This window comes from Streptomyces sp. NPDC055013 (assembly GCF_053608645.1).
Window position 1 is genome coordinate 52,325 of the sequence record NZ_JBSGVW010000027.1, and the last position, 18,330, is coordinate 70,654.

The 18,330-nt window shown below is 71.7% G+C and carries 16 protein-coding genes; 4 read left to right on the top strand and 12 right to left on the bottom strand.

The features are described from left to right. The first annotated feature begins 195 nt into the window (after window positions 1–195). Together ACWGDB_RS28575 and ACWGDB_RS28580 are read left to right on the top strand one after the other, a co-directional pair. A complete protein-coding gene (locus tag ACWGDB_RS28575; protein WP_453825056.1) occupies window positions 196–1,065 on the top strand; it encodes a hypothetical protein in 870 nt (289 codons plus the stop codon). A gap of 156 nt (window positions 1,066–1,221) precedes the next feature. Beyond that, complete coding sequence (locus ACWGDB_RS28580) at window positions 1,222–1,602, top strand: hypothetical protein (protein ID WP_427842771.1); 381 nt, start codon at window positions 1,222–1,224, stop codon at window positions 1,600–1,602. Window positions 1,603–1,621: 19 nt separating this feature from the next. Here the strand turns inward: ACWGDB_RS28580 and ACWGDB_RS28585 are convergent, their stop codons facing one another. Further along, on the bottom strand, window positions 1,622–2,077 hold the full coding sequence (locus ACWGDB_RS28585; protein ID WP_453825057.1) for a hypothetical protein: 456 nt from the start codon (window positions 2,075–2,077) through the stop codon (window positions 1,622–1,624). Between the two features lie 2 nt (window positions 2,078–2,079). Then, window positions 2,080–2,781: a M20/M25/M40 family metallo-hydrolase gene (locus ACWGDB_RS28590; protein ID WP_453825058.1), complete on the bottom strand. Its 702-nt coding sequence runs from the start codon at window positions 2,779–2,781 to the stop codon at window positions 2,080–2,082. Window positions 2,782–2,947: 166 nt separating this feature from the next. On the opposite strand from ACWGDB_RS28590, the gene ACWGDB_RS28595 reads away from it, so the two are divergent. Together ACWGDB_RS28595 and ACWGDB_RS28600 are read left to right on the top strand one after the other, a co-directional pair. After that, on the top strand, window positions 2,948–4,963 hold the full coding sequence (locus tag ACWGDB_RS28595) for an FAD-dependent oxidoreductase (protein ID WP_453825059.1): 2,016 nt from the start codon (window positions 2,948–2,950) through the stop codon (window positions 4,961–4,963). Window positions 4,964–5,017: 54 nt separating this feature from the next. Next, window positions 5,018–5,569, top strand: a complete 552-nt coding sequence (locus ACWGDB_RS28600) for a PadR family transcriptional regulator (RefSeq protein ID WP_453825060.1) — start codon at window positions 5,018–5,020, stop codon at window positions 5,567–5,569. 33 nt (window positions 5,570–5,602) lie between these two features. On the opposite strand, the gene ACWGDB_RS28605 is transcribed toward ACWGDB_RS28600, so the two are convergent. From ACWGDB_RS28605 to ACWGDB_RS28650, 10 genes are all read right to left on the bottom strand, one after another. Beyond that, window positions 5,603–6,136 (bottom strand): hypothetical protein, encoded by a 534-nt coding sequence (locus ACWGDB_RS28605; RefSeq protein ID WP_453825061.1) that lies wholly within the window; start codon window positions 6,134–6,136, stop codon window positions 5,603–5,605. Window positions 6,137–6,303: 167 nt separating this feature from the next. Continuing rightward, window positions 6,304–7,281, bottom strand: coding sequence for a fibronectin type III domain-containing protein (locus ACWGDB_RS28610; protein WP_453825062.1), 978 nt, complete (start codon window positions 7,279–7,281; stop codon window positions 6,304–6,306). 755 nt (window positions 7,282–8,036) lie between these two features. Then, window positions 8,037–8,459, bottom strand: a complete 423-nt coding sequence (locus ACWGDB_RS28615) for a PTS-dependent dihydroxyacetone kinase phosphotransferase subunit DhaM (RefSeq protein WP_453825063.1) — start codon at window positions 8,457–8,459, stop codon at window positions 8,037–8,039. Then, window positions 8,452–9,051 (bottom strand): dihydroxyacetone kinase subunit DhaL, encoded by a 600-nt coding sequence (gene dhaL / locus ACWGDB_RS28620; protein ID WP_453825064.1) that lies wholly within the window; start codon window positions 9,049–9,051, stop codon window positions 8,452–8,454. Before dhaL ends, ACWGDB_RS28615 begins: the two co-directional genes overlap by 8 nt. A gap of 46 nt (window positions 9,052–9,097) precedes the next feature. Further along, window positions 9,098–10,090, bottom strand: a complete 993-nt coding sequence (gene dhaK / locus ACWGDB_RS28625) for a dihydroxyacetone kinase subunit DhaK (RefSeq protein WP_453825065.1) — start codon at window positions 10,088–10,090, stop codon at window positions 9,098–9,100. Between the two features lie 382 nt (window positions 10,091–10,472). After that, on the bottom strand, window positions 10,473–12,485 hold the full coding sequence (locus ACWGDB_RS28630; RefSeq protein WP_453825066.1) for an FHA domain-containing protein: 2,013 nt from the start codon (window positions 12,483–12,485) through the stop codon (window positions 10,473–10,475). Between the two features lie 44 nt (window positions 12,486–12,529). Next, complete coding sequence (locus ACWGDB_RS28635) at window positions 12,530–14,176, bottom strand: serine/threonine-protein kinase (protein WP_453825119.1); 1,647 nt, start codon at window positions 14,174–14,176, stop codon at window positions 12,530–12,532. A gap of 359 nt (window positions 14,177–14,535) precedes the next feature. Further along, on the bottom strand, window positions 14,536–15,159 hold the full coding sequence (locus tag ACWGDB_RS28640) for a sarcosine oxidase subunit gamma (protein ID WP_453825067.1): 624 nt from the start codon (window positions 15,157–15,159) through the stop codon (window positions 14,536–14,538). Beyond that, complete coding sequence (locus ACWGDB_RS28645; protein WP_453825068.1) at window positions 15,152–18,016, bottom strand: sarcosine oxidase subunit alpha family protein; 2,865 nt, start codon at window positions 18,014–18,016, stop codon at window positions 15,152–15,154. Before ACWGDB_RS28645 ends, ACWGDB_RS28640 begins: the two co-directional genes overlap by 8 nt. Next, window positions 18,013–18,312 carry a sarcosine oxidase subunit delta gene (locus ACWGDB_RS28650; protein WP_453825069.1) on the bottom strand — a complete coding sequence of 100 codons (300 nt, stop codon included), beginning with the start codon at window positions 18,310–18,312 and terminating at the stop codon, window positions 18,013–18,015. Before ACWGDB_RS28650 ends, ACWGDB_RS28645 begins: the two co-directional genes overlap by 4 nt. Window positions 18,313–18,330: the final 18 nt, after the last annotated feature.

Sequence of the window (18,330 nt, forward strand, 5' to 3'; positions counted from 1 at the left end):
CCCCCTCCGGGCCCCCCTTGGTCGTTCTCCTCCACCATCCCTCAACACGGCGGCGGGCGTCCGCCGAAGTCATCACCGGGGCACGCGGCTGTGGCCGATCAGACAGCACATGTTCGCTCGCTTGGTCTGTACATGACCATACGGTCCCGTCAGACTGTCCGCCGACCCGCACCCACCCCCCAAGGAGTCGGTCCCATGGCCCTGCGTGCCCGGCAACGTTGTCAAACCGCTCTGACCTGCCTCGTCGCCCTCGCCTCCGCCGCCGTGCTGTCCACCGCGACGCCCGCGCAGGCCGCCGACACCTGGACGGAGGTGGGCTCCGACCGCGCCGACCCGCTGACCGAGAGCCAGGGGCTGGCCTCCGTGGAGGTCCCGGCGAACAGCCCGAACCGTTACACGGGCATCGGCACCATCCCCGTCTCGGTCAGCAGCCGTGGCTGGAACCACGTGGGCGACCCCGACGCCTCCTACAACGGCTACTACATCGAGCCGTACCAGGCGGACTCCGGCAGCGCGAAGATGTTCCGGGTGCAGGCACCGAACGGGACCTGGTCCGAGTACGTCCACGCGCTGGGCTCCGGAGAGGCGCTGAACAACTCCTTCGTCGCCATCACGCCCGGCGGCCAGTGGATGGTCTCGGGCGAGTGGGGCACCATGACCCGCCTGCTGGTCCACCCGACCCCGGGCGTCAACCCGAGCACGTCGCCGTCGGCGAACCTCCCCTGGACGTCCAGCATCCGGCTGGACCACGCCGTACGCGACATCCAGGGCTGCGACTTCCTCAGCGCCACGACCCTGCTGTGCGCCTCCGACGATCCCGCGGGCACCCTCTTCGGCATGACCAAGCCGCTGCTCCGGATCGACCTCTCCGCCGAGCCCGGCTCGTCCGACGTGACCGGACACGTCACGGCCCTGCGTCAGCTCCCGCTGCGCAGCTCCTGCTCGGGCGAGTTCGAGACGGAGGGCATCGACTACGACCGCCGCACGGGCACCCTGCGCGTGATCGTCATCTCGCCGGGCTTCTGCGTGCTGACCGACAGCAAGACGTACCGGTTCACGCGATGAGCTGCCGGTCCAGGTGCGGCCAGGGCGGGTCCTGGGTGCGGATGGTGCGGTTCCGCCGGTAGTGCCCGGCCGGACTGGGTGCTTTTCTTGGGATTGGGGTCCGGTTCCGCGGGCAACCCGTGGCACCGCGGTGCGGCCACGAGAGGAGCGATCACGATGGTCCGTGAACGACTGCACGAGGAACCCGTCTCCGTCGAGATCAGCGGATGCAGCAAGGAAGACGCCCGGATCGTGTTCGACGCGCTGAACGCGTGCTTCGAGTCCGACCGGACCCCCGAGGACGTGCCGCAGCAGCTCCATGAGACGCGCCCCATGGTGTGGCTCGGCACGTTCGAGGTCACCGACGCCCAGGAGTGCCCGGCGCCCGCCCGGCTCTCGGCGTCCGTCGAGGCCGATGCGCAGGGCGGCTACTGGGCCATCGAACGGCTCCGTACGACCCTGGACTCGCTGTTCACGGTGCACGACCTGACCTCGGCCTCGGGTGACCAGGAGCGGGAACTGCACGTGGTGCTGGAGAGCCGGTCCGGTGCGTCGTGACGCGCTCGTCCCGGGCCCCTCATGAGGGGCCCAGCAGGCTGAGCACGGCACGCCGGTAGACGGCGTGGACGACGGGCAGGTCCGCCAGGCAGGCCCGCTCGTCCACGCCGTGCAGCCCCTCGTACCGGACGCCGAAGCCGGCCGTGGCCGGGATGCCCTCGCCCGCGAGCAGGTTGCCGATGTTCGACGGGCCGGCGGTCTTCGGCCGCACGACCAGACCCTCCCCGGCGGCGGCATCCAGCAGCGCCGCCGCGGGCTGCCGGCCCGTGCCCAGTCGATACGGCGGCCAGGACGCCACCGGCGTGATCTTGGTCGCCCGCGGGGCCGACACCTTCGCGTCCAGCTCGGCCACCGCCTCGCGGACCAGCTGCTCGGCGGCGCGGGCGTCGAAGGCCGGGGTGGTGCGGATGTCGACGCCCAGCTCGCACAGGTCGGGCACGACCGAGAAGCCCTGGCCGCCGTGGCAGGAGGTCACGGTCAGCTTGGGCGGCAGGGGGACTCGCCGTCGGAGTCGGGTAGTTCGGCACTCTCCAGGAGCCTTACGAGATGCGCCGCGCGGGAGATGGCGCCGGGTGCCGAGCGGCGTGACCCCGAGTGGCCCGAGGCCGCGTGCACCGCGATCGTGGCCCGCCACAGGCCCCGCCCGCCGACCACGACCTCGTCGAGCCCCGGGTAGCCGATCATCACGCCGGCCGGGCGGGCCGCCTCCGAGTCGGCGAGGTAGGCGCGGGCGCCACCGAAGCCGCCCGTGTGCTCGTCGACGTCGAGGAGCACCGCGAGCCCGCCGTGCAGGGCATCGGCCCGCCCGCGCAGTTCGGCCGCGATGCCGCAGAACATCGCCGCGGCGAGCTTGGAGTCCGCGGCGCCCCTGCCGCGCAGCCAGCCGTCGACGACCTCGCCGGAGTCGGGCGCGAACGACCAGGCGGCCTCGTCGCCGTAGGGGGCGGTGTCGACGCAGGCGTCCAGCGCCCACCAGGGGCCGGGCCGGCCACCCGCGACCTCGATCAGCAGACCGACGGCGCTGCCCGTGTCGCCGTGGAGCCGGCGATACGGCAGCTCCCGGGCGGCGAGCCAGTTCTCCAGGACGCCGAGGACGGGCCCGTAGTCGTCGATGCCGGCGCGGCTGGGGCGGCGGATCAGGCGCTGGGCGAGGTCGATCACGTCGGCGTGTGCGGTCATGGGGCCTCCGTGTGGGGTCATGGCGCCACTGTGCCCGAGCGCGATCGGTGTCGGGGGTGGCGGCAGTGGTCGGTGTCACCCCTCCTCGGTTGTGCAACTAGTTGCATAAACCCGGTGCGGTCCTCTACAACTACGTCAGGCACGACACCGCCCACGGAGGGTCCCCATGAGCCGTTACCCGCACCTGCTGAGCCCGCTCGACCTGGGCTTCACCACGCTGCCCAACCGCGTCCTCATGGGCTCCATGCACGTGGGCCTGGAGGAGGCCGAGCGCGGCTTCGAGCGCATGGCCGCGTTCTACGCCGAGCGGGCGCGCGGGGGAGTGGGGCTCATCGTCACCGGTGGCATCGCGCCCAACGACGCGGGGCGGCCCTACGAGGGCGGCGCCAAGCTCACCACCGAGGCGGAGGCCGAGCAGCACCGGGTCATCACCGACGCCGTGCACGGCGCGGGCGGCCGGATCGCGATGCAGATCCTGCACTTCGGCCGGTACGCCTACCACCAGGACCTCGTCGCCCCGAGCCCGATCCAGGCGCCGATCAGCCCCTTCCAGCCCCGCGAGCTCGTCGACGCCGAGGTCGAGCGGACCATCGACGACTACGCCCGCGCCGCCCGCCTCGCCCGGCATGCCGGCTACGACGGCGTCGAGATCATGGGCTCCGAGGGCTACCTCATCAACGAGTTCATCGCCAGGCAGACCAACCGCCGTACCGACCGCTGGGGCGGCGCGTACGAGAACCGGATGCGCTTCCCGGTCGAGATCGTCCGGCGGGTGCGCGAGGCCGTCGGCGAGGACTTCATCATCGTCTACCGGCTGTCCATGCTGGACCTCGTGCCCGGCGGTTCGACCCTCGACGAGGTGATCACGCTCGCGAAGGCCGTCGAGGCCGCCGGGGCGACGATCATCAACACCGGCATCGGCTGGCACGAGGCGCGCATCCCGACCATCGCCACCTCGGTGCCCCGTGGCGCGTACACCTGGGTGACCAAGCGGCTGATGGGCGAGGTGTCGGTCCCGCTCGTCACCACCAACCGCATCAACACCCCCGAACTGGCCGAGGAGTTGCTGGCCGACGGCTGCGCGGACATGGTGTCCATGGCCCGCCCGATGCTCGCCGACCCCGACTTCGTCGCCAAGGCCGCCGCCGGGAAACCCGAGGCCATCAACACCTGCATCGGCTGCAACCAGGCCTGCCTCGACCACACCTTCAGCGGCAAGATCACGTCCTGCCTGGTCAACCCGCGCGCCTGCCACGAGACCGAGCTGACGCTGTCCCCGACCCGGCGGCGTCTGCGGGTCGCCGTCGTGGGCGCCGGACCCGCCGGCCTCGCCTGTGCCGTGAGCGCTGCCGAACGCGGCCACGAGGTCACGCTGTTCGACGCCGCGAGTGAGATCGGCGGGCAGCTGAACGTCGCCCGCAAGGTCCCCGGCAAGCAGGAGTTCGACGAGACCCTGCGTTACTTCCGCCACCAACTCGACTGGCAGGGCGTGGATGTACGGCTGAACACCCGCGTCGCGGCCGACGACCTCGCCGGCTACGACGAGGTCGTGGTCGCCACCGGCGTCAGCCCGCGCACTCCGGACATCCCCGGCGTCGACCACCCGAGCGTCGTGGGCTACCTCGACGTCCTGCGCGACCAGGCCCACGTGGGTGAGCGCGTCGCCGTCCTCGGCGCGGGCGGCATCGGCTTCGACGTCGCCGAGTTCCTCACCGACGGCGGCGACAAGGCGAGCGAGGACCCGGAGACGTACTTCCGCCTCTGGGGCGTCGACATGGACTACACGGGCCCCGGCGGCCTCGCCGCCCCCGAGCGGCCCGCCCCGCCGCGCACCGTCCACCTGCTCCAGCGCAAGACCAGCAAGGTCGGCGCCGGCCTCGGCAAGACCACCGGCTGGATCCACCGCGCCGAGCTCAAGCACCGGGGCGTCACCATGGTCCCGGGCGTGCGCTACGACCGGATCGACGACGCCGGACTGCATGTCACCGTCGGCGAGGAGAGCACCGTCCTCGAGGTCGACACGATCGTGCTGTGCACGGGGCAGGAGCCGCGTCGCGACCTGTACGAGGCGCTCATCGCCGCGGGCCGCAGCGCACACCTGATCGGCGGCGCCGACGTGGCCGCCGAACTGGACGCCAAGCGGGCCATCAAGCAGGGCACGGAGCTGGCGGCGAGCCTGTAGGGGCGAGTGGCCGCATGCGTAGGACGACCTCCTCGCGTCCCTAGGATGAGCCCCATGTCACTCCCGCACGCGATCCTCACCGCCCTGCTCGAAAAGCCGTCCTCGGGGCTGGAGCTGACCCGTCGCTTCGACAAGTCGATCGGGTACTTCTGGTCGGCGACGCATCAGCAGATCTATCGCGAGCTGGGAAAACTGGAGGGCGAGGGGTTCATCCGCACCCTGCCGAGCGAGCAGCCGGCCCGCGGGCAGAAGAAGTCCTACGACGTCCTGCCCGCGGGCCGCGCCGAACTGGCCCGCTGGACGGCCGCGTCCCAGGACCCGAGGCCCCACCGCGACACCCTGCTGCTGCGGATGCGTGCCGCGGCGGTGGTGGGGACCGAGGGCATCGAGGCCGATCTGCGGCGCCATCTCGATCTGCATCAGCGGCAGTTGGCCGAGTACGAGCAGATCGAGCAGCGCGACTTCCCGCCCGGCAAGGACAGTTCCCAGGACCGGTTGCGGCACCTGGTGCTGCGCGCCGGCATCGATCTGGAGACCTTCTGGACGCAGTGGCTCACGCACGCGCTTGAGGAGTTCGCAGAGCTGCCGGGGCGAGAGCCTGCGTGAGCCGACCCGGCAGCTGTGCCGGGGGCCCGGCCCTCAGAGCCGGTACGGCTTGGCCTTGCGGCGCAGATACCAGGCCGCGGCCAGGCCACCCGCGCCCACCAGGACGCCGCCGCCCACCAGCGTGAGGGTGCCGTAGTCCGTCGAGGAACCGCCCACGCCGCCCATCACGCCGCGCGAGGGTGAAGTCGAGGGGGCGGGTGTACGGGTCGGGGTGGTCGAGACGATGACCGACTGGGTGCCCGCCGTCGAGCCGTTGGAGCACACCACGATGACGGTGTAGGTGCCCGGGTTCACGCTCGACCACGCCGCCGACTGGAGCCGGTCCGTGCCGGACAGGGAGACCTGGCGCCCCTGTGAAAAGTTGGCCTGGCTTCTGTTGAGCAGCGAGGCGGTGCCCCAGCTGCCGTTGACATTGGTGCACGCACTGGTCGTGACGGAGACCGTGGACCCGGTGGTGCTCACGGAGATCCCCGATTGCGCGGCGGCCGGACCGGCGGCCACGACGAAGGGGAGTGAGGCGGCTGCCACGGTCAGGCCCGAGCGGAGGAAGAGCGATGAATTGCGCATGGAATGCCCTCCGGCGGCACGGTTGGCGGTACATCCCTTGCGCCGCCGAGGGTCGGGAACGCCCGTGCTGCCTCAGGGGCAGCCAACGCGCCCCGGGGGCGGCCCGCATGCGGGCCGCCCCCGGTCAGGTGACTCCTTGCTGCATCCGGGGGAGGCCGGACCGGCTGTCACCCCCGCGCGCCGGTCGTCACCGTCCGCTCCGCCGAGAAGCCGCCCCAGGTGCCGTCCGGTAGCCTCCCCCGGATCCGCACCCGGTGGCTGACCTCGGAGTCGGGGCCCAGGTAGAAGCTGTACGTGGCCTTGTCGCGCGGCGGGTTTCCGCCGTACACCAGCGAGGTGGCCGCCCTGCCGTCGAGCTGGATCTGGTACTCCGCGACGACGCCGTCCGTGCGCGGCGGTACCCAGCTCAGGTCGAGGTGGTACGCCCCGTCCGCGCGACGCGTCGTCGCCCGGAAGGCGGTCGGTGCGGTGCCTCGTCCGTCGTCGGTGCCGGGCGTGGTGATCCGGACGGACGCCGTGGCCGGTGACAGGTTGTCGGCCGCGTCGCGGGCCCGGACGGTGAAGGAGTAGCGGGTGCCCGGCCTGAGCCCGGTGACCACGGTCGCCGTCTGGTTGCCGCCCACACTGTGGATCTTCGTGCCGCCCTGATGGATGTCGTACGACACCACGTCCCGGTTGTCCGTGGCCGTCGACCACGACAGCTGAACCGCCCGGCTGCCGACCGCCCGGCCGGTGATCTTCCCCGGCCGCGTCGGGGCCGCTCGATCGGCGGCCACGGCCCGGGGAGTCGTCGCCCGGACCTCCTTGCTCGGCGGCCCGAGCCGCCCGCCCGTGTCACGGGCCCGGACGGTGAACGCATAGGTGGTGGCGGGCTTGAGCATGGTGACATCCACCATGTGTGCGGAGCCCGGCACTTCCTTGACCTTCGTGGGGCCCCGATACACCTCGTAGACGCGGACGCCGCCTTCCGTGGAGACCGCGGTCCACATGACGTGCACGCTGGTCGCGCTGCCCGCGGCGGCCGTGACACCCGTCGGTGCCCCGGGCGGCCGGGCCCCGTCCCCGTCCGCGCCGCCCCACGTGCAGGACGAGAGCAGCGCGAGCGCCGCGCAGAGGGTGGAAACGAGTGCCAGAACGCGTCGCACGACTCTGCCTCCCGGGGGCGGCCTCGCGGCAATGGTCCGGACCAATATGACGCGGCTGACGCGATCACATCAAGAGGGCGGTAGCTGGTGGTCGTTGATGGTCCGTCCGGCGGGTTACGTATGCTGAAGCTCCTCACCGCCGAACTCACCCTGAGATCTGGGGAGTTCGTGCCGCCTGCGCGGGCCCGCTGTCGTCGCTGATCCCGCGCCGGACGCGGGTGGCCGGGCGGCCGGGTCCTGTCGCGGACTCAGGCCCCCGGCCCCTGGCGGACGTTCGGGGCGGTCGTCATGTCCGTCGTGCCGTCGTCGGCGGGTGAGGGGCGGTCAGACCGCCGACCAGCCGTCGTCGACGGGCAGGATCACGCCGTTGATGTTGCTCGCCTGCCGGGATCCCGTGCGTCGGCCGTCTGGGCTGCAGGGGTGCCTGGTCACCGCTTGAGCGGCTGCTGTGCGCGTGCCGTGTGGGGTGTGGCTCGTGGAGCGGGGGTGGGCGGCTGAAGGCGCCGGGGTGGGAGCCGGCGTCATGGGGCGAGGTCCCGTGCGTCGGTCGGGGGTCGGCCCGAGGAGCGGTGGCAGGCGGCTGAGGGGCGCTGGGTGGGCGTCGTGGGACCGGAGACCCCGTGCGTCCGGTCGTCAAGGCTCCAGTGGCCCGGCCACCGCCCGCAGAGCGGCACCGGCTGGCAGGGCCCTCGGTGCGCGTCCCGGTAGCCGGAACACTGCCGAGGGGCCCTGGCCGCCACGGCTGCCGTAGGGCGTTACACCTTGCGGTACGTGTACGCCTCCGCAGCCGCCGCCTCCACCGCCGCCAGGTCGGCGCCCGCCGCCGCTGTGACGACCGCGGCCACCGCGCCCTCGACGAACGGGGCGTCCACCAGGCGTGTGTTGTCGGGGAGTTCGTCGCCCTCCGCGAGGAGGGCCTTGACGGTGAGGACCGCGCTGCCGAGGTCGGTGAGGACCGCGACCCCGGCGCCGCGGTCGACGGAGGCCGCAGCGGCGGCGATCAGTTCGGAGCTGGTGCCGAGCTCGCCGCCCTCGGTGCCGCCCGCCGGGGCCACCGGCACGGGCGTCGAGCCGCCCGCGAGCCCCTGGGCCAGCTCGGCGACCGACGCCGCCACCTGCGCGCTGTGCGAGACCAGCACGACGCCCACGAGTCCCTGGTCCTTCTTCGCCTCACTCACCGTTCGCCTCCGCCAGTGCCGCGATCAGCAGCGCCGATGACGTGGCGCCGGGATCCTGGTGGCCGATGCTGCGCTCGCCGAGATAGCTCGCCCGCCCCTTGCGGGCCTGCAACGGCGTCGTCGCCAGGGCACCCTCCTCGGCGGCGGCCCGCGCCGACGCGAAACCGTCACCGAGGGCGTCCACGGCCGGCACCAGCGCGTCGATCATGGTCTTGTCGCCCGGCGCCGCACCCCCGAGCGTCATGACCGCGTCCACCCCGGCCCGCAGCGCCTGGCCGAACTGGTCCTCGCTCACCTCACCGGCATCCCCGAGGGCCTTGCCGGTCCGGCGCAGCAAGGTCCCGTACAGCGGTCCGGACGCCCCGCCGACCGTCGAGATCAGCTGCCGCCCGGCGAGCATCAGGATCGCACCGGGCGTCTGCGGGTCCTCCTTCTCCAGCGCCGTCGCGACGGCGGTGAACCCGCGGTGCAGGTTGCTGCCGTGGTCGGCGTCCCCGATGGGTGAGTCGAGGGAGGTGAGCCGTTCCGCCTCACGGTCGACGGAGGCGGCGGTCGCCGTCATCCAACGGCGGAAGAAATCGGCGTCGAGCACTGGATCTCCTTGCATGGCAGGTGCGTTGCGGTCGTCCGGCTCCGGATCACATACCCCACCGCAGCCCCGGCGTCTTCACCGGCGCGTTCCACAGCCGCAGCAGCTCCTCGTCGACCTGGCACAGGGTGACCGAGGCGCCAGCCATGTCGAGGGAGGTGACGTAGTTGCCGACGAGTGTGTGGGCGACGGTCACTCCGCGCTGGGCCAGCACCCGCTGGACCTCGGCGTTGAAGCCGTACAGCTCCAACAGCGGTGTCGCGCCCATACCGTTGACCAGGACGAGCACGGGATTGCGCGGGGTCATGTCGTCGAGGATCGCGCCCACCGAGAAGTCGGCGATCTCACCCGAGGTCATCATCGCGCGGCGTTCCCGGCCGGGCTCACCGTGGATGCCGATGCCCAACTCCAGCTCGCCGAGCGGCAGATCGAAGGTGGGGCTGCCCTTGGCGGGGGTGGTGCAGGCGCTGAGGGCGACGCCGAAGCTGCGGGAGTTCTCGTTCACCTGCCGCCCGATCGCCTCGACCCGCTCCAGCGGCTGCCCCTCGTCGGCGGCGGCACCGGCGATCTTCTCCACGAACAGGGTCGCGCCCGTGCCGCGCCGCCCGGCCGTGTAGAGGCTGTCGGTGACCGCCACGTCGTCGTTGACGAGCACCTTCGCGACCTGGATGCCCTCGTCCTCGGCCAGCTCGGCGGCCATGTCGAAGTTGAGGACGTCGCCCGTGTAGTTCTTCACGATGAACAGCACACCGGCCCCGCTGTCCACCGCGGCCGCGGCCCGCGCCATCTGGTCGGGCACCGGCGACGTGAACACCTCACCCGGACAGGCCGCCGACAGCATCCCCGGACCGACGAATCCACCGTGGAGCGGCTCGTGCCCCGACCCGCCGCCGGAAATGAGGGCGACCTTCCCCTCCACGGGCGCGTCTCGCCGAACGATCACCCGATTGTCCACATCGACGACCAGCTCGGGATGAGCGGCAGCCATTCCGCGCAGTGCGTCCGCGACCACGGTCTCCGCGACGTTGATCAGCATCTTCATGGGTACCTCCTGGTGAGACTGGCGCCGGCCTCCTGACCTGTGCTTGTCCAGGTCAGGGCAGGTGGGGCAAGGCTTCGATCTTGGCGGTCCGTGGCGGTCGTGGGCGGGTTCGGGAGGTTCCGGCGATACGGCGTGTCGTCGCCGAAGCCCTGATGTCGGCAGTATCGCCCTTGCGGCAGCGAAGGTCACGTGCGCAGGTGCCCGGGGGCGCGCCCCCGGCCAGGAGGACGCCTTCGAACCGCGGTCCTGACCTGGTGCGCCGGCAGGTCCTCCGTCGTCCGGTCGCGCACGGCGGACAGTGCGCTGACCAGCTGAAAGGGGAGGAGCGGCGGCCGCCCACCGGCCGCCGGACTCCGAGGCGGCACCCCTCACGGGCACCGGCTCACGACGGTGCGACCGCCGGGCCGGCGTTGTGCGGGTTGAGGAACTTGGCCTCCTGCGGCACCTGCGGCGCGAGGTCGGTGCGCGGGTCGGGAGGGCGGGGCACGAAGACGGGGACTTCCGACTGGTAGAAGATGTCGATGTCGGCCTCCTCACCGCTGACGATCAGGGTGTCCCACGCCCCGCTCTCCTGAAGCGTGCGCAGTGTCTCCGGGGCGAGCGCGGCGAGGTGGGCGCGCAGCACCTCGTCGGTCGGCATGCCCGGCAGGCGGGACGACAGCCGCTCACGGATGGCGACCATGCGGTCGAGCAGGAGGTCGAGGTCGGACCGGTGCGCCGCGGAGCCGTCGTCCGGCTGCATGCTGCCGGCGACGATGTCCTTGATGGCACGGGTGATGCCCTCGTCGTCGGTGGCCACCATCGCGTTCCAGGCCCGGGACTTGTGCCGGTACTGAAGCATCGACATCGCCGCCTCGTGCCGGATGAAGTCGGCGTCCCGAAGGGGTCGGCCCTGCCAGACCCGGCTGAGGGAGCGGGCGAGCGAAGTGGCCGACGCCAGGCCACTGTTGAGGCCGCGGCCGGGCCAGAAGTGGATGGCGTTCGCCGCGTCGCCCAGCAGGAAACCGAAGGTCCCCGGGCTCTTCGCGGTGGGCCGGCTGAGCTGGGCCGTGAAGCGCGGGCGCTGCACCATGTCCAGACGGAACGAGGTGACCGCCGACAGGTCGTCCTCGGGCACCCCGAACATCTTCAGCCCCTCCAGGATCCGCTTCCACAGCGGCGAACCTTGAAGCAGGGCCGGCAGGAACAGGGTTCCGTGCGTGGGACAGACGAACTCGTTGTGCTCGCCGCGGGTCATCACGCAGGGGCGGGCGGCGATGCACTCCTCGAAGACCTTGCGGACCGGATCGATGCCGATCACGTCCTCGGCCTCCTCGCGGGTGAGCCGCATGTTCAGGAAGCCCTCGCCGCGCAGCGAGTTGAGCAGGAAACGGTTCTGGGACACGGTGAGCAGGACGCTCATCGGGTCCGGCAGCGTCGACTTCACCCGCAGCCCCAGCACGATGTCCCGCAGGTGCTCGCCGTCGAGGGAGTAGATCGAGGCGTCCGCCGCCCCGAAGCGGTCGGCGTAGTGTTCGCGGGTTCGGGAACGTCCGCCCTCGGCGATGACGAGCACGTGGTCCTGGGCGATCCGGTTCTGCTGCTCCTCCACGTCGAAACGACTGGGGACCAGCCTGATCGCCTCGCGCTTGTTGGCCAGCTCCAGCAACTGGTCCTCGACGTAGGCGATACGGATGTTGCGCGGCGGACGGCCGTCCACCGAGTCCGGTCCGACGGGCCACATCTCCGAGTAGCCGGCCGCGTCGTCGAACAGCGCCGAGCGAACCTCCTCGGACAGCGCCAGATACTGCCGGCTCTGCACGGTCACGACCTGCTGGCGCCGTACGTTGCCGTGCCGCTCGTCCTTCCAGACGACGGTGGAGCCCTCCTTGTGCCAACGGGCGTCGTACACGGTGATCTGCGTACGTCCCCGGAGTTGCTCCTCCAGCGCCAGGGCGAAGGCCAGGCCGACCGGTCCACCGCCGGTGACCGTGACGCGCAGGGTTCCGGAGTCGGCGCTCGGATCGATGCGCGGCGAGTTGAGGAGGGAGAGGTCCATGACCGTCTCCATTGCCTCCTGCGCCTCGTAGAGGAAGGTTTCGTCGCCTATTCGTATGCGGTCGTTGGGCCGCAGCACGTGTCGCGTGACGCGTTCGTCGTTGACGTACGTGCCGTTGCGGCTGTCACGGTCGTACAGGACGAAGCCGGCGTCCTCCGTGACGATCTCGGCGTGCAGGCGCGAGGCATTGGCGCTCACCAGCACGATGCCGTTGTCGCCCTTACGGCCGAGGGTCAGCGGTGCACCGTCCAGAACCACACTCTGACCAGTGAAGGGACCTGTTTGTCCCACGATGATCGACGGCACCTGCGTACTCCTCGCACTCCGTGTGAGGGTGAACTCCCCCGGGACATACACGTAAGTATGCCCCGCCGCGGTTCAACCGATCTTGGAACACCGGCCTACTCGCACGTCACCGAGAAGGGCACCGTGTTCGAGGTCGTCCCCGGAGGGCCCTTGACCTCCACGCCGACCTCGCTGGTGAAGGTGCCGGTTCTGGAGTACGCCGTCAGGCGAACGACGTCCTGGCCCGTACGGTCCCCGTCGCTCGCGAAGTTGAGGGAGCGCCACTCGCGATCGACCACCGAACCGTCCTTGGACACCCACCGATAGGTGATCCTGGCCGGTACCTCGTCCACGGCGAACGTCGCCGTGAAGGTGGGGGCCTGATCGGCGGGCGGCGAACACTCCCCGACATAGGTCGTGTTGACGCCCGTCACCGTCGCACGGACCTGCTGCGTCGTGGCGGTGTCCTTGTCGTTCCCGCCCTCGTCCTCGCCCCGATTGACCAGCACGTAGCTCAGCCCGGCGACGAGGAGGGCGCACGCCACCGCGCCGGCGATCAGGGCCGCTGTGCGTCGGCTGCGGCGCGGCACTCCGGCAGGCTGCGGCTCGAAGGGGATGGGTGGGCCGAAGACGCCGGGCGGTGCGGTGGCGGCAGGTTGAGCGGGCTGTGGTGGCTGAGGGGAGTGAGAGGTCTGGGCCGGTGATGGCTGTGTCACGGCGTGCGTCGCCGCCGGTGGCGCTGGCGCTGACGTACCGTCACCGGCGGCCGGTGCGTCACCAACCGTGGGTGTGTCACCGACCGTGGGCGCGTCACCGACGGTGAGGGTTCCGTCGGCCGTCGGGACCTCCGAGACGCCGGCCGTGGGGGATTCGAGGGCGGCGCTCGTGGGCGCTTCCTCGGCGGCCGTCGGGGGCGTACCGCCCGTCGCGATCGCCCGCAGCTCCCGCTCGGCCTGTTCGGCGGCCATCCGCTCGGTGGGCTCCTTGCGCAGAAGCCCCTCGATGATCGGGGTGAGCGGGCCGCACCGCCGTGGTGCCGGGGGTTCCTCGTCGACGATCGCGCGCAAGGTGCTGAGCGGGGTGTCCTGACGGAACGGGGAGAGGCCCTCCACGGCCGCGTAGAGCAGAACGCCGAGCGACCACAGGTCGGACTCGGGACCGGGAGTGCGGCCGAGGGCCCGTTCCGGCGGAAGGTACTCGGGGGAGCCCACGACCTCGCCGGTCATCGTCAACGAGGAGTCGCCCTCGACCATGGCTATGCCGAAGTCGGTGAGTACGACGCTGCCGTCGTCGCCGAGCAGTACGTTCGCGGGCTTCACATCGCGGTGCAGCACCCCCTCGCCGTGCGCGGCGCGCAGAGCTGACAGGACCTCGGCGCCGATCTGCGCCGCCCGCTTCGGGCTCAGCGGTCCCTCGGCGCGCAGCAGGTCTCCGAGTGAGCGTCCCCGCACGAGTTCCATGACGATCCAGGGGCGGCCGTCGTCGGTGGCCACGTCGTAGACGGTCACCACGTTGCGGTTGGGGATGCGGGCGGCGGCCCAGGCCTCGCGCTCCAGCCGCGTGTACATCCTCTCGATGTGCGCGGCGGACAGCCCGGCGGGGGCACGCACCTCCTTGACGGCGACGTCGCGGTGCAGCGTCTCGTCGCGCGCCCGCCACACCGTTCCCATGCCGCCCTCGCCGAGGCGCGACAGCAGCAGGTAGCGGCCCGCGACCCTCCGCTCCTGGTCCGGTGGCACCTGTACGGCCTCCTTGTTGTGCATCCGGACGGCTCTCCCTCTCCTCGTGCGGCGGCCGGGGCGATCGCCGATGTCGCCCTCGCGCAGCAGTTCCGCATCCCCGTATACAGCGCTCAACAGCGAGCCCGCCACCCCGCGGGTGGTGTCCCGCGTCGCGGCCCGGCGATCACCGACCGGCGCGGACACATGATGTCGCACGTGCCCGACCGGCCGTCATGGCCCCCACCCGTTCCCTCCTACAACGCGCCGTCCCTCCGGGACAGTTCCTCGCACGGAGTCGAGGCGACCGTGCCGCCGGCCGCTTCCCGGACCTTCCGGGAGCCGCCTTTTGCTACACGCGGAAGCCCGTCCGAAGGGTTCCACCCATCGCGGGAAACGAGGAGTCAGGGAATCTCCGCCCCCCGGTACTCACTCATCGCGTCGATGAGCCAGCGGGCCAGGTGGTCGGCGAACGAGGACCGTGGGAGGAGCCGGTACGTCGGCTCGTCGTCGACCTGCCAGAGCAGTACCGCCACGGGTCCCACCGTGGTCGACAGCGCCCGACCGGGGCCGAAGGTCCGAGGGTGCAGGTCGAGCGCGCAGCCCTTCTCCAGAACCTGCCGGGCGGTCGGGCCGCTCAGCTCCAGGGTGGTGCGGTTCGCCGAGACGTCCACGACCGAGCCGGGGTCCGCTCCGAGTGCCTCCTTCAAGTCGGCGGACACGTAGGTGCCTTCGGAGACTACGAGCCACTCGTCGGGACCGAGCCAGGCGATCGTGTGGGCGTCGGATGCGGCGGTGCGGCCGCATTGTCGGGGGAGGGGTGTCCCCAGGACCTTGGCCATGCGGTCGGCCGCATCGGAGGCGGGATCGACGCGCAGGTTCACCATCGTGAGGAACGGCCGCTCGGCCAGCGCCACGCCCCGGGCGCCGGTGACGGTCGCGGCGCGCATCCGTTCCTCCAGATGTGCCAGGGGGCTGGTGCGCGGTGCCACCGGGCCGGAGCCTATGTCGGTCGTGGGCTCAGCCATCTCGCTTGGTCCCTTCGGGGTCGTAGAGGACGAAGTCGGTCACCTCGACGGGCACCAGGCCCTCACCCACGGGGGCGAGCAGGGTCTCGCCGATCCTCGCCCGCCCGTCGGCGACGAGGGCGAGGGCGAACGGTCGGCCGAGGGCCGGGCTGTGGTAGCTGGAGGTGACGTGGCCGAGCATCGGCACGGGCACGGTCTCCAAGGAGACGTCCGGCGCGACGAGTTGGGCGCCCTCGGGCAGCCGGGTCGTGCGGTCGGTCGGCAGCAGGCCGACCAGTTGCTTGCGGTCGGCGCGGCAGGTGTCGGCGCGGGAGTAGGACCGCTTTCCGATGAAGTCCTTCTGCTTGGAGACCACCCAGGACATGCCCGCGTCCTGCGGGGTGACGGTGCCGTCGGTGTCCTGGCCGACGATGATGTAGCCCTTCTCGGCGCGCAGGACGTGCATGGTCTCGGTGCCGTACGGGGTGATGTCGTACGGCCGGCCGATCGCGTACACCTCCTCCCAGACCGCCAGGCCGTACCAGGCGGAGACGTTGATCTCGTAGGCGAGTTCACCGGAGAAGGAGATCCGGCAGATGCGGGCCGGTATGCCGGAGGCGAGGGTGGTCTCGCGGAAGGCCATGAAGGGGAACGCCTCGTTCGACAGGTCGACGTCGGGGGCGAGATGAGCGACGACCTCGCGCGACTGCGGTCCCACGACGGCGATCGTCGCCCACTGCTCGGTCACCGAGGTGCAGTGGACGTCGAGTTCGGGCCACTCCGTCTGCAGCCACTCCTCCAGCCAGTCCAGGACGCCGGCGGCACCGCCGGTCGTGGTGGTCATGAAGTAGCGGTTGTCGTCGAGGCGCAGGGTCACGCCGTCGTCGAAGATCATGCCGTCGGGCTTGCACATGACGCCGTAGCGGGCCATGCCGGGCTTCAGCTTCTTGAAGGCGTTCGTGTACATGCGGTTGAGGAACTCGCCCGCGTCCGCGCCCCGGATCTCGATCTTGCCGAGGGTGGAGGCGTCCATGAACGCCACCCCCTCACGGGCCGCCCGGCACTCGCGGGCCACGGCCGTGTCCATGTCCTCGCCGTGGTCGGGGTAGTACCGGGGCCGTTTCCACTGTCCGACGTCCTCGAACACCGCCCCTTGAGCGACGTGCCAGGTGTGGATGGACGTCGTGCGCTCCGGGTCGAACAACTCGCCGCGCTCACGCCCCGCCAGGGCCGCGAAGGCGATCGGCGTGTACGGCGCGCGGTAGGCCGTGGTGCCGATCTCGCCCAGCGAACCGCCGAGGGCCTCGGCGATCACGCCGATGGCGTTGACGCCGGAGGTCTTGCCCTGGTCGTTCGCCGTGCCGAGCGAGGTGTAGCGCTTGACGTGCTCCACACCGCGCATGCCGGCACCGGTGGACCGCCACACGTCGGCGACGGTGACGTCGCGTTGGAGGTCGACGAAGTGAGTGTCCCAGGTGGCGGGTTCGCCGTCGGGGGCGGGGACCAGCCACAGCGCGCGCACCGGGCCGGGCACGGATCGCGCAGCGTCGGGCGACGGTACGACGACCGGGAACCCGGCGTCCGTCGCGGCCCGAGCCCCGGCCCGCGCCCCCTCGGCCAGACAGCCGTCGAGGTCGTACGTCCCACGCGCCGCCCCCACGACCTGCTGGTCCCGCACGGTTCCGTCGGGGACGAACGCGACCAGCTCCTCGTCCCAGCGCAGCCGCCCCCGACGCTGGCTGTGCAGGTGCACCACCGGGCTCCACCCGCCCGAGACGGCGAGCAGGTCGCAGTCGAACGACTCCGCCGCACCGGTGAGTCGGCCGTCCTCGTCCAGGTCCTGCACGGTGACGCCGGTGAGCCGTCCGCCGCCCGCAGCGGAGACCACCGCACCGCCCGTCAGCACCCGCACCCCGGTCGCCGCGGCGACCTCGGCGGCCCTGTGGGACAGTTCGGGGCGCGCGTCCACGACGGCGGCGATGTCGATCCCGGCGGCGTGCAGATCGGCGACGGTGTCGTACGCGCTGTCGTTGGTCGTGCTGACGACGGCCCGCGAACCCGGCACCACCGCGTACCGGTTGAGGTACGAACGCACGGCCCCGGCGAGCATCACCCCGGGCAGGTCGTTGCCGGCGAACACCAGTGGACGCTCGTGGGCCCCGGTCGCCAGGACGACCTGGCGGGCCCGGATGTGCCACAGCCGCTGACGCGAGACGCCCTCGGACGGGTCGGGGGCGCCGGCTCCGAGGTGGTCGGTGCGCCGCTGGAGGGCCAGTACGTAGTTGTCGTCGTACGACCCGAAGGCCGTGGTGCGTTGCAGCACCACGACGTCGGGGGCGGCGTCGAGAGCCGCACGCACGTCGGCGACCCACTCGAGGCCGGTCCGCGTGCCGGAGAGCAGCGAACCGCCGGGCTCGGGCTGGTCGTCGACGAGGATCACCCGGGCGCCGGAGCCGGCGGCAGCGGCTGCGGCCGCGAGTCCGGCCGGTCCGGCGCCGACGACCAGGACGTCGGTGTGGACGTACTTCTTGTCGTACGCGGCGGGGTCGGGGGTCGGGTCGAGCCGGCCCATCCCGGAGAGGGTGGTGGCGGACAGCCCGTCGTACAGCTCCACAGTCGTGGCCGGGAGCATGCCCTCCGAGCACGAACCGTCGATCTGCACCAGGGCGTTGGGCTCCTCCACACCCGCGGCGACGATGCCGCGCGGGCGGCCGCGGTACAGCGACGGGGCGACCTCGACAACACCGTTCGCCAGCATCGCGGAGGCGACCGTGTCACCGGGGTGGCCGGTCAGCTCCCGCCCGTCGACGGTGAACCGCAGCACGCGGGCACGGTCGACACGGCCGCCCTGCCGCCGCCGGAATCGCTGGTCGGTCATCGGTCGTTCCCTCCGGCCTGGGGCAGTTCGGGGCGGGGCTCGCCGAGCCGGTAGGAGCTCAGCACCTCGTAAGTGGTGGTGTCGCGCTGGACGTTGAACCAGCGCCGGCAGCCGGTGCTGTGCATCCACCGCTCGGCGAAGGGGCCCTTGGGGTTGTCGCGGTAGAAGACGTACTCGGCCCACTGCTCGTCGGTGAGGTCGGCAGGGGTCTCGGGGTAGGGGACATGGGCCTGTCCGCCGTAGTGGTACTCGGTCTCGTCGCGGGGGCCGCACCACGGGCAGCTGATCAGCAGCACGGTGTCCTTCTCTCAGCA

What these genes read in the sequence shown, in the direction of transcription:
- ACWGDB_RS28575 (WP_453825056.1), top strand. Translation starts at nt 196, where the DNA reads ATGGCCCTGCGTGCCCGGCAACGTTGTCAAACCGCTCTGACCTGCCTC.
- ACWGDB_RS28580 (WP_427842771.1), top strand. Translation starts at nt 1,222, where the DNA reads ATGGTCCGTGAACGACTGCACGAGGAACCCGTCTCCGTCGAGATCAGC.
- ACWGDB_RS28590 (WP_453825058.1), bottom strand. Translation starts at nt 2,781, where the DNA reads ATGACCGCACACGCCGACGTGATCGACCTCGCCCAGCGCCTGATCCGC.
- ACWGDB_RS28595 (WP_453825059.1), top strand. Translation starts at nt 2,948, where the DNA reads ATGAGCCGTTACCCGCACCTGCTGAGCCCGCTCGACCTGGGCTTCACC.
- ACWGDB_RS28600 (WP_453825060.1), top strand. Translation starts at nt 5,018, where the DNA reads ATGTCACTCCCGCACGCGATCCTCACCGCCCTGCTCGAAAAGCCGTCC.
- ACWGDB_RS28605 (WP_453825061.1), bottom strand. Translation starts at nt 6,136, where the DNA reads ATGCGCAATTCATCGCTCTTCCTCCGCTCGGGCCTGACCGTGGCAGCC.
- dhaK (WP_453825065.1), bottom strand. Translation starts at nt 10,090, where the DNA reads ATGAAGATGCTGATCAACGTCGCGGAGACCGTGGTCGCGGACGCACTG.
- ACWGDB_RS28635 (WP_453825119.1), bottom strand. Translation starts at nt 14,176, where the DNA reads ATGCACAACAAGGAGGCCGTACAGGTGCCACCGGACCAGGAGCGGAGG.
- ACWGDB_RS28640 (WP_453825067.1), bottom strand. Translation starts at nt 15,159, where the DNA reads ATGGCTGAGCCCACGACCGACATAGGCTCCGGCCCGGTGGCACCGCGC.
- ACWGDB_RS28645 (WP_453825068.1), bottom strand. Translation starts at nt 18,016, where the DNA reads ATGACCGACCAGCGATTCCGGCGGCGGCAGGGCGGCCGTGTCGACCGT.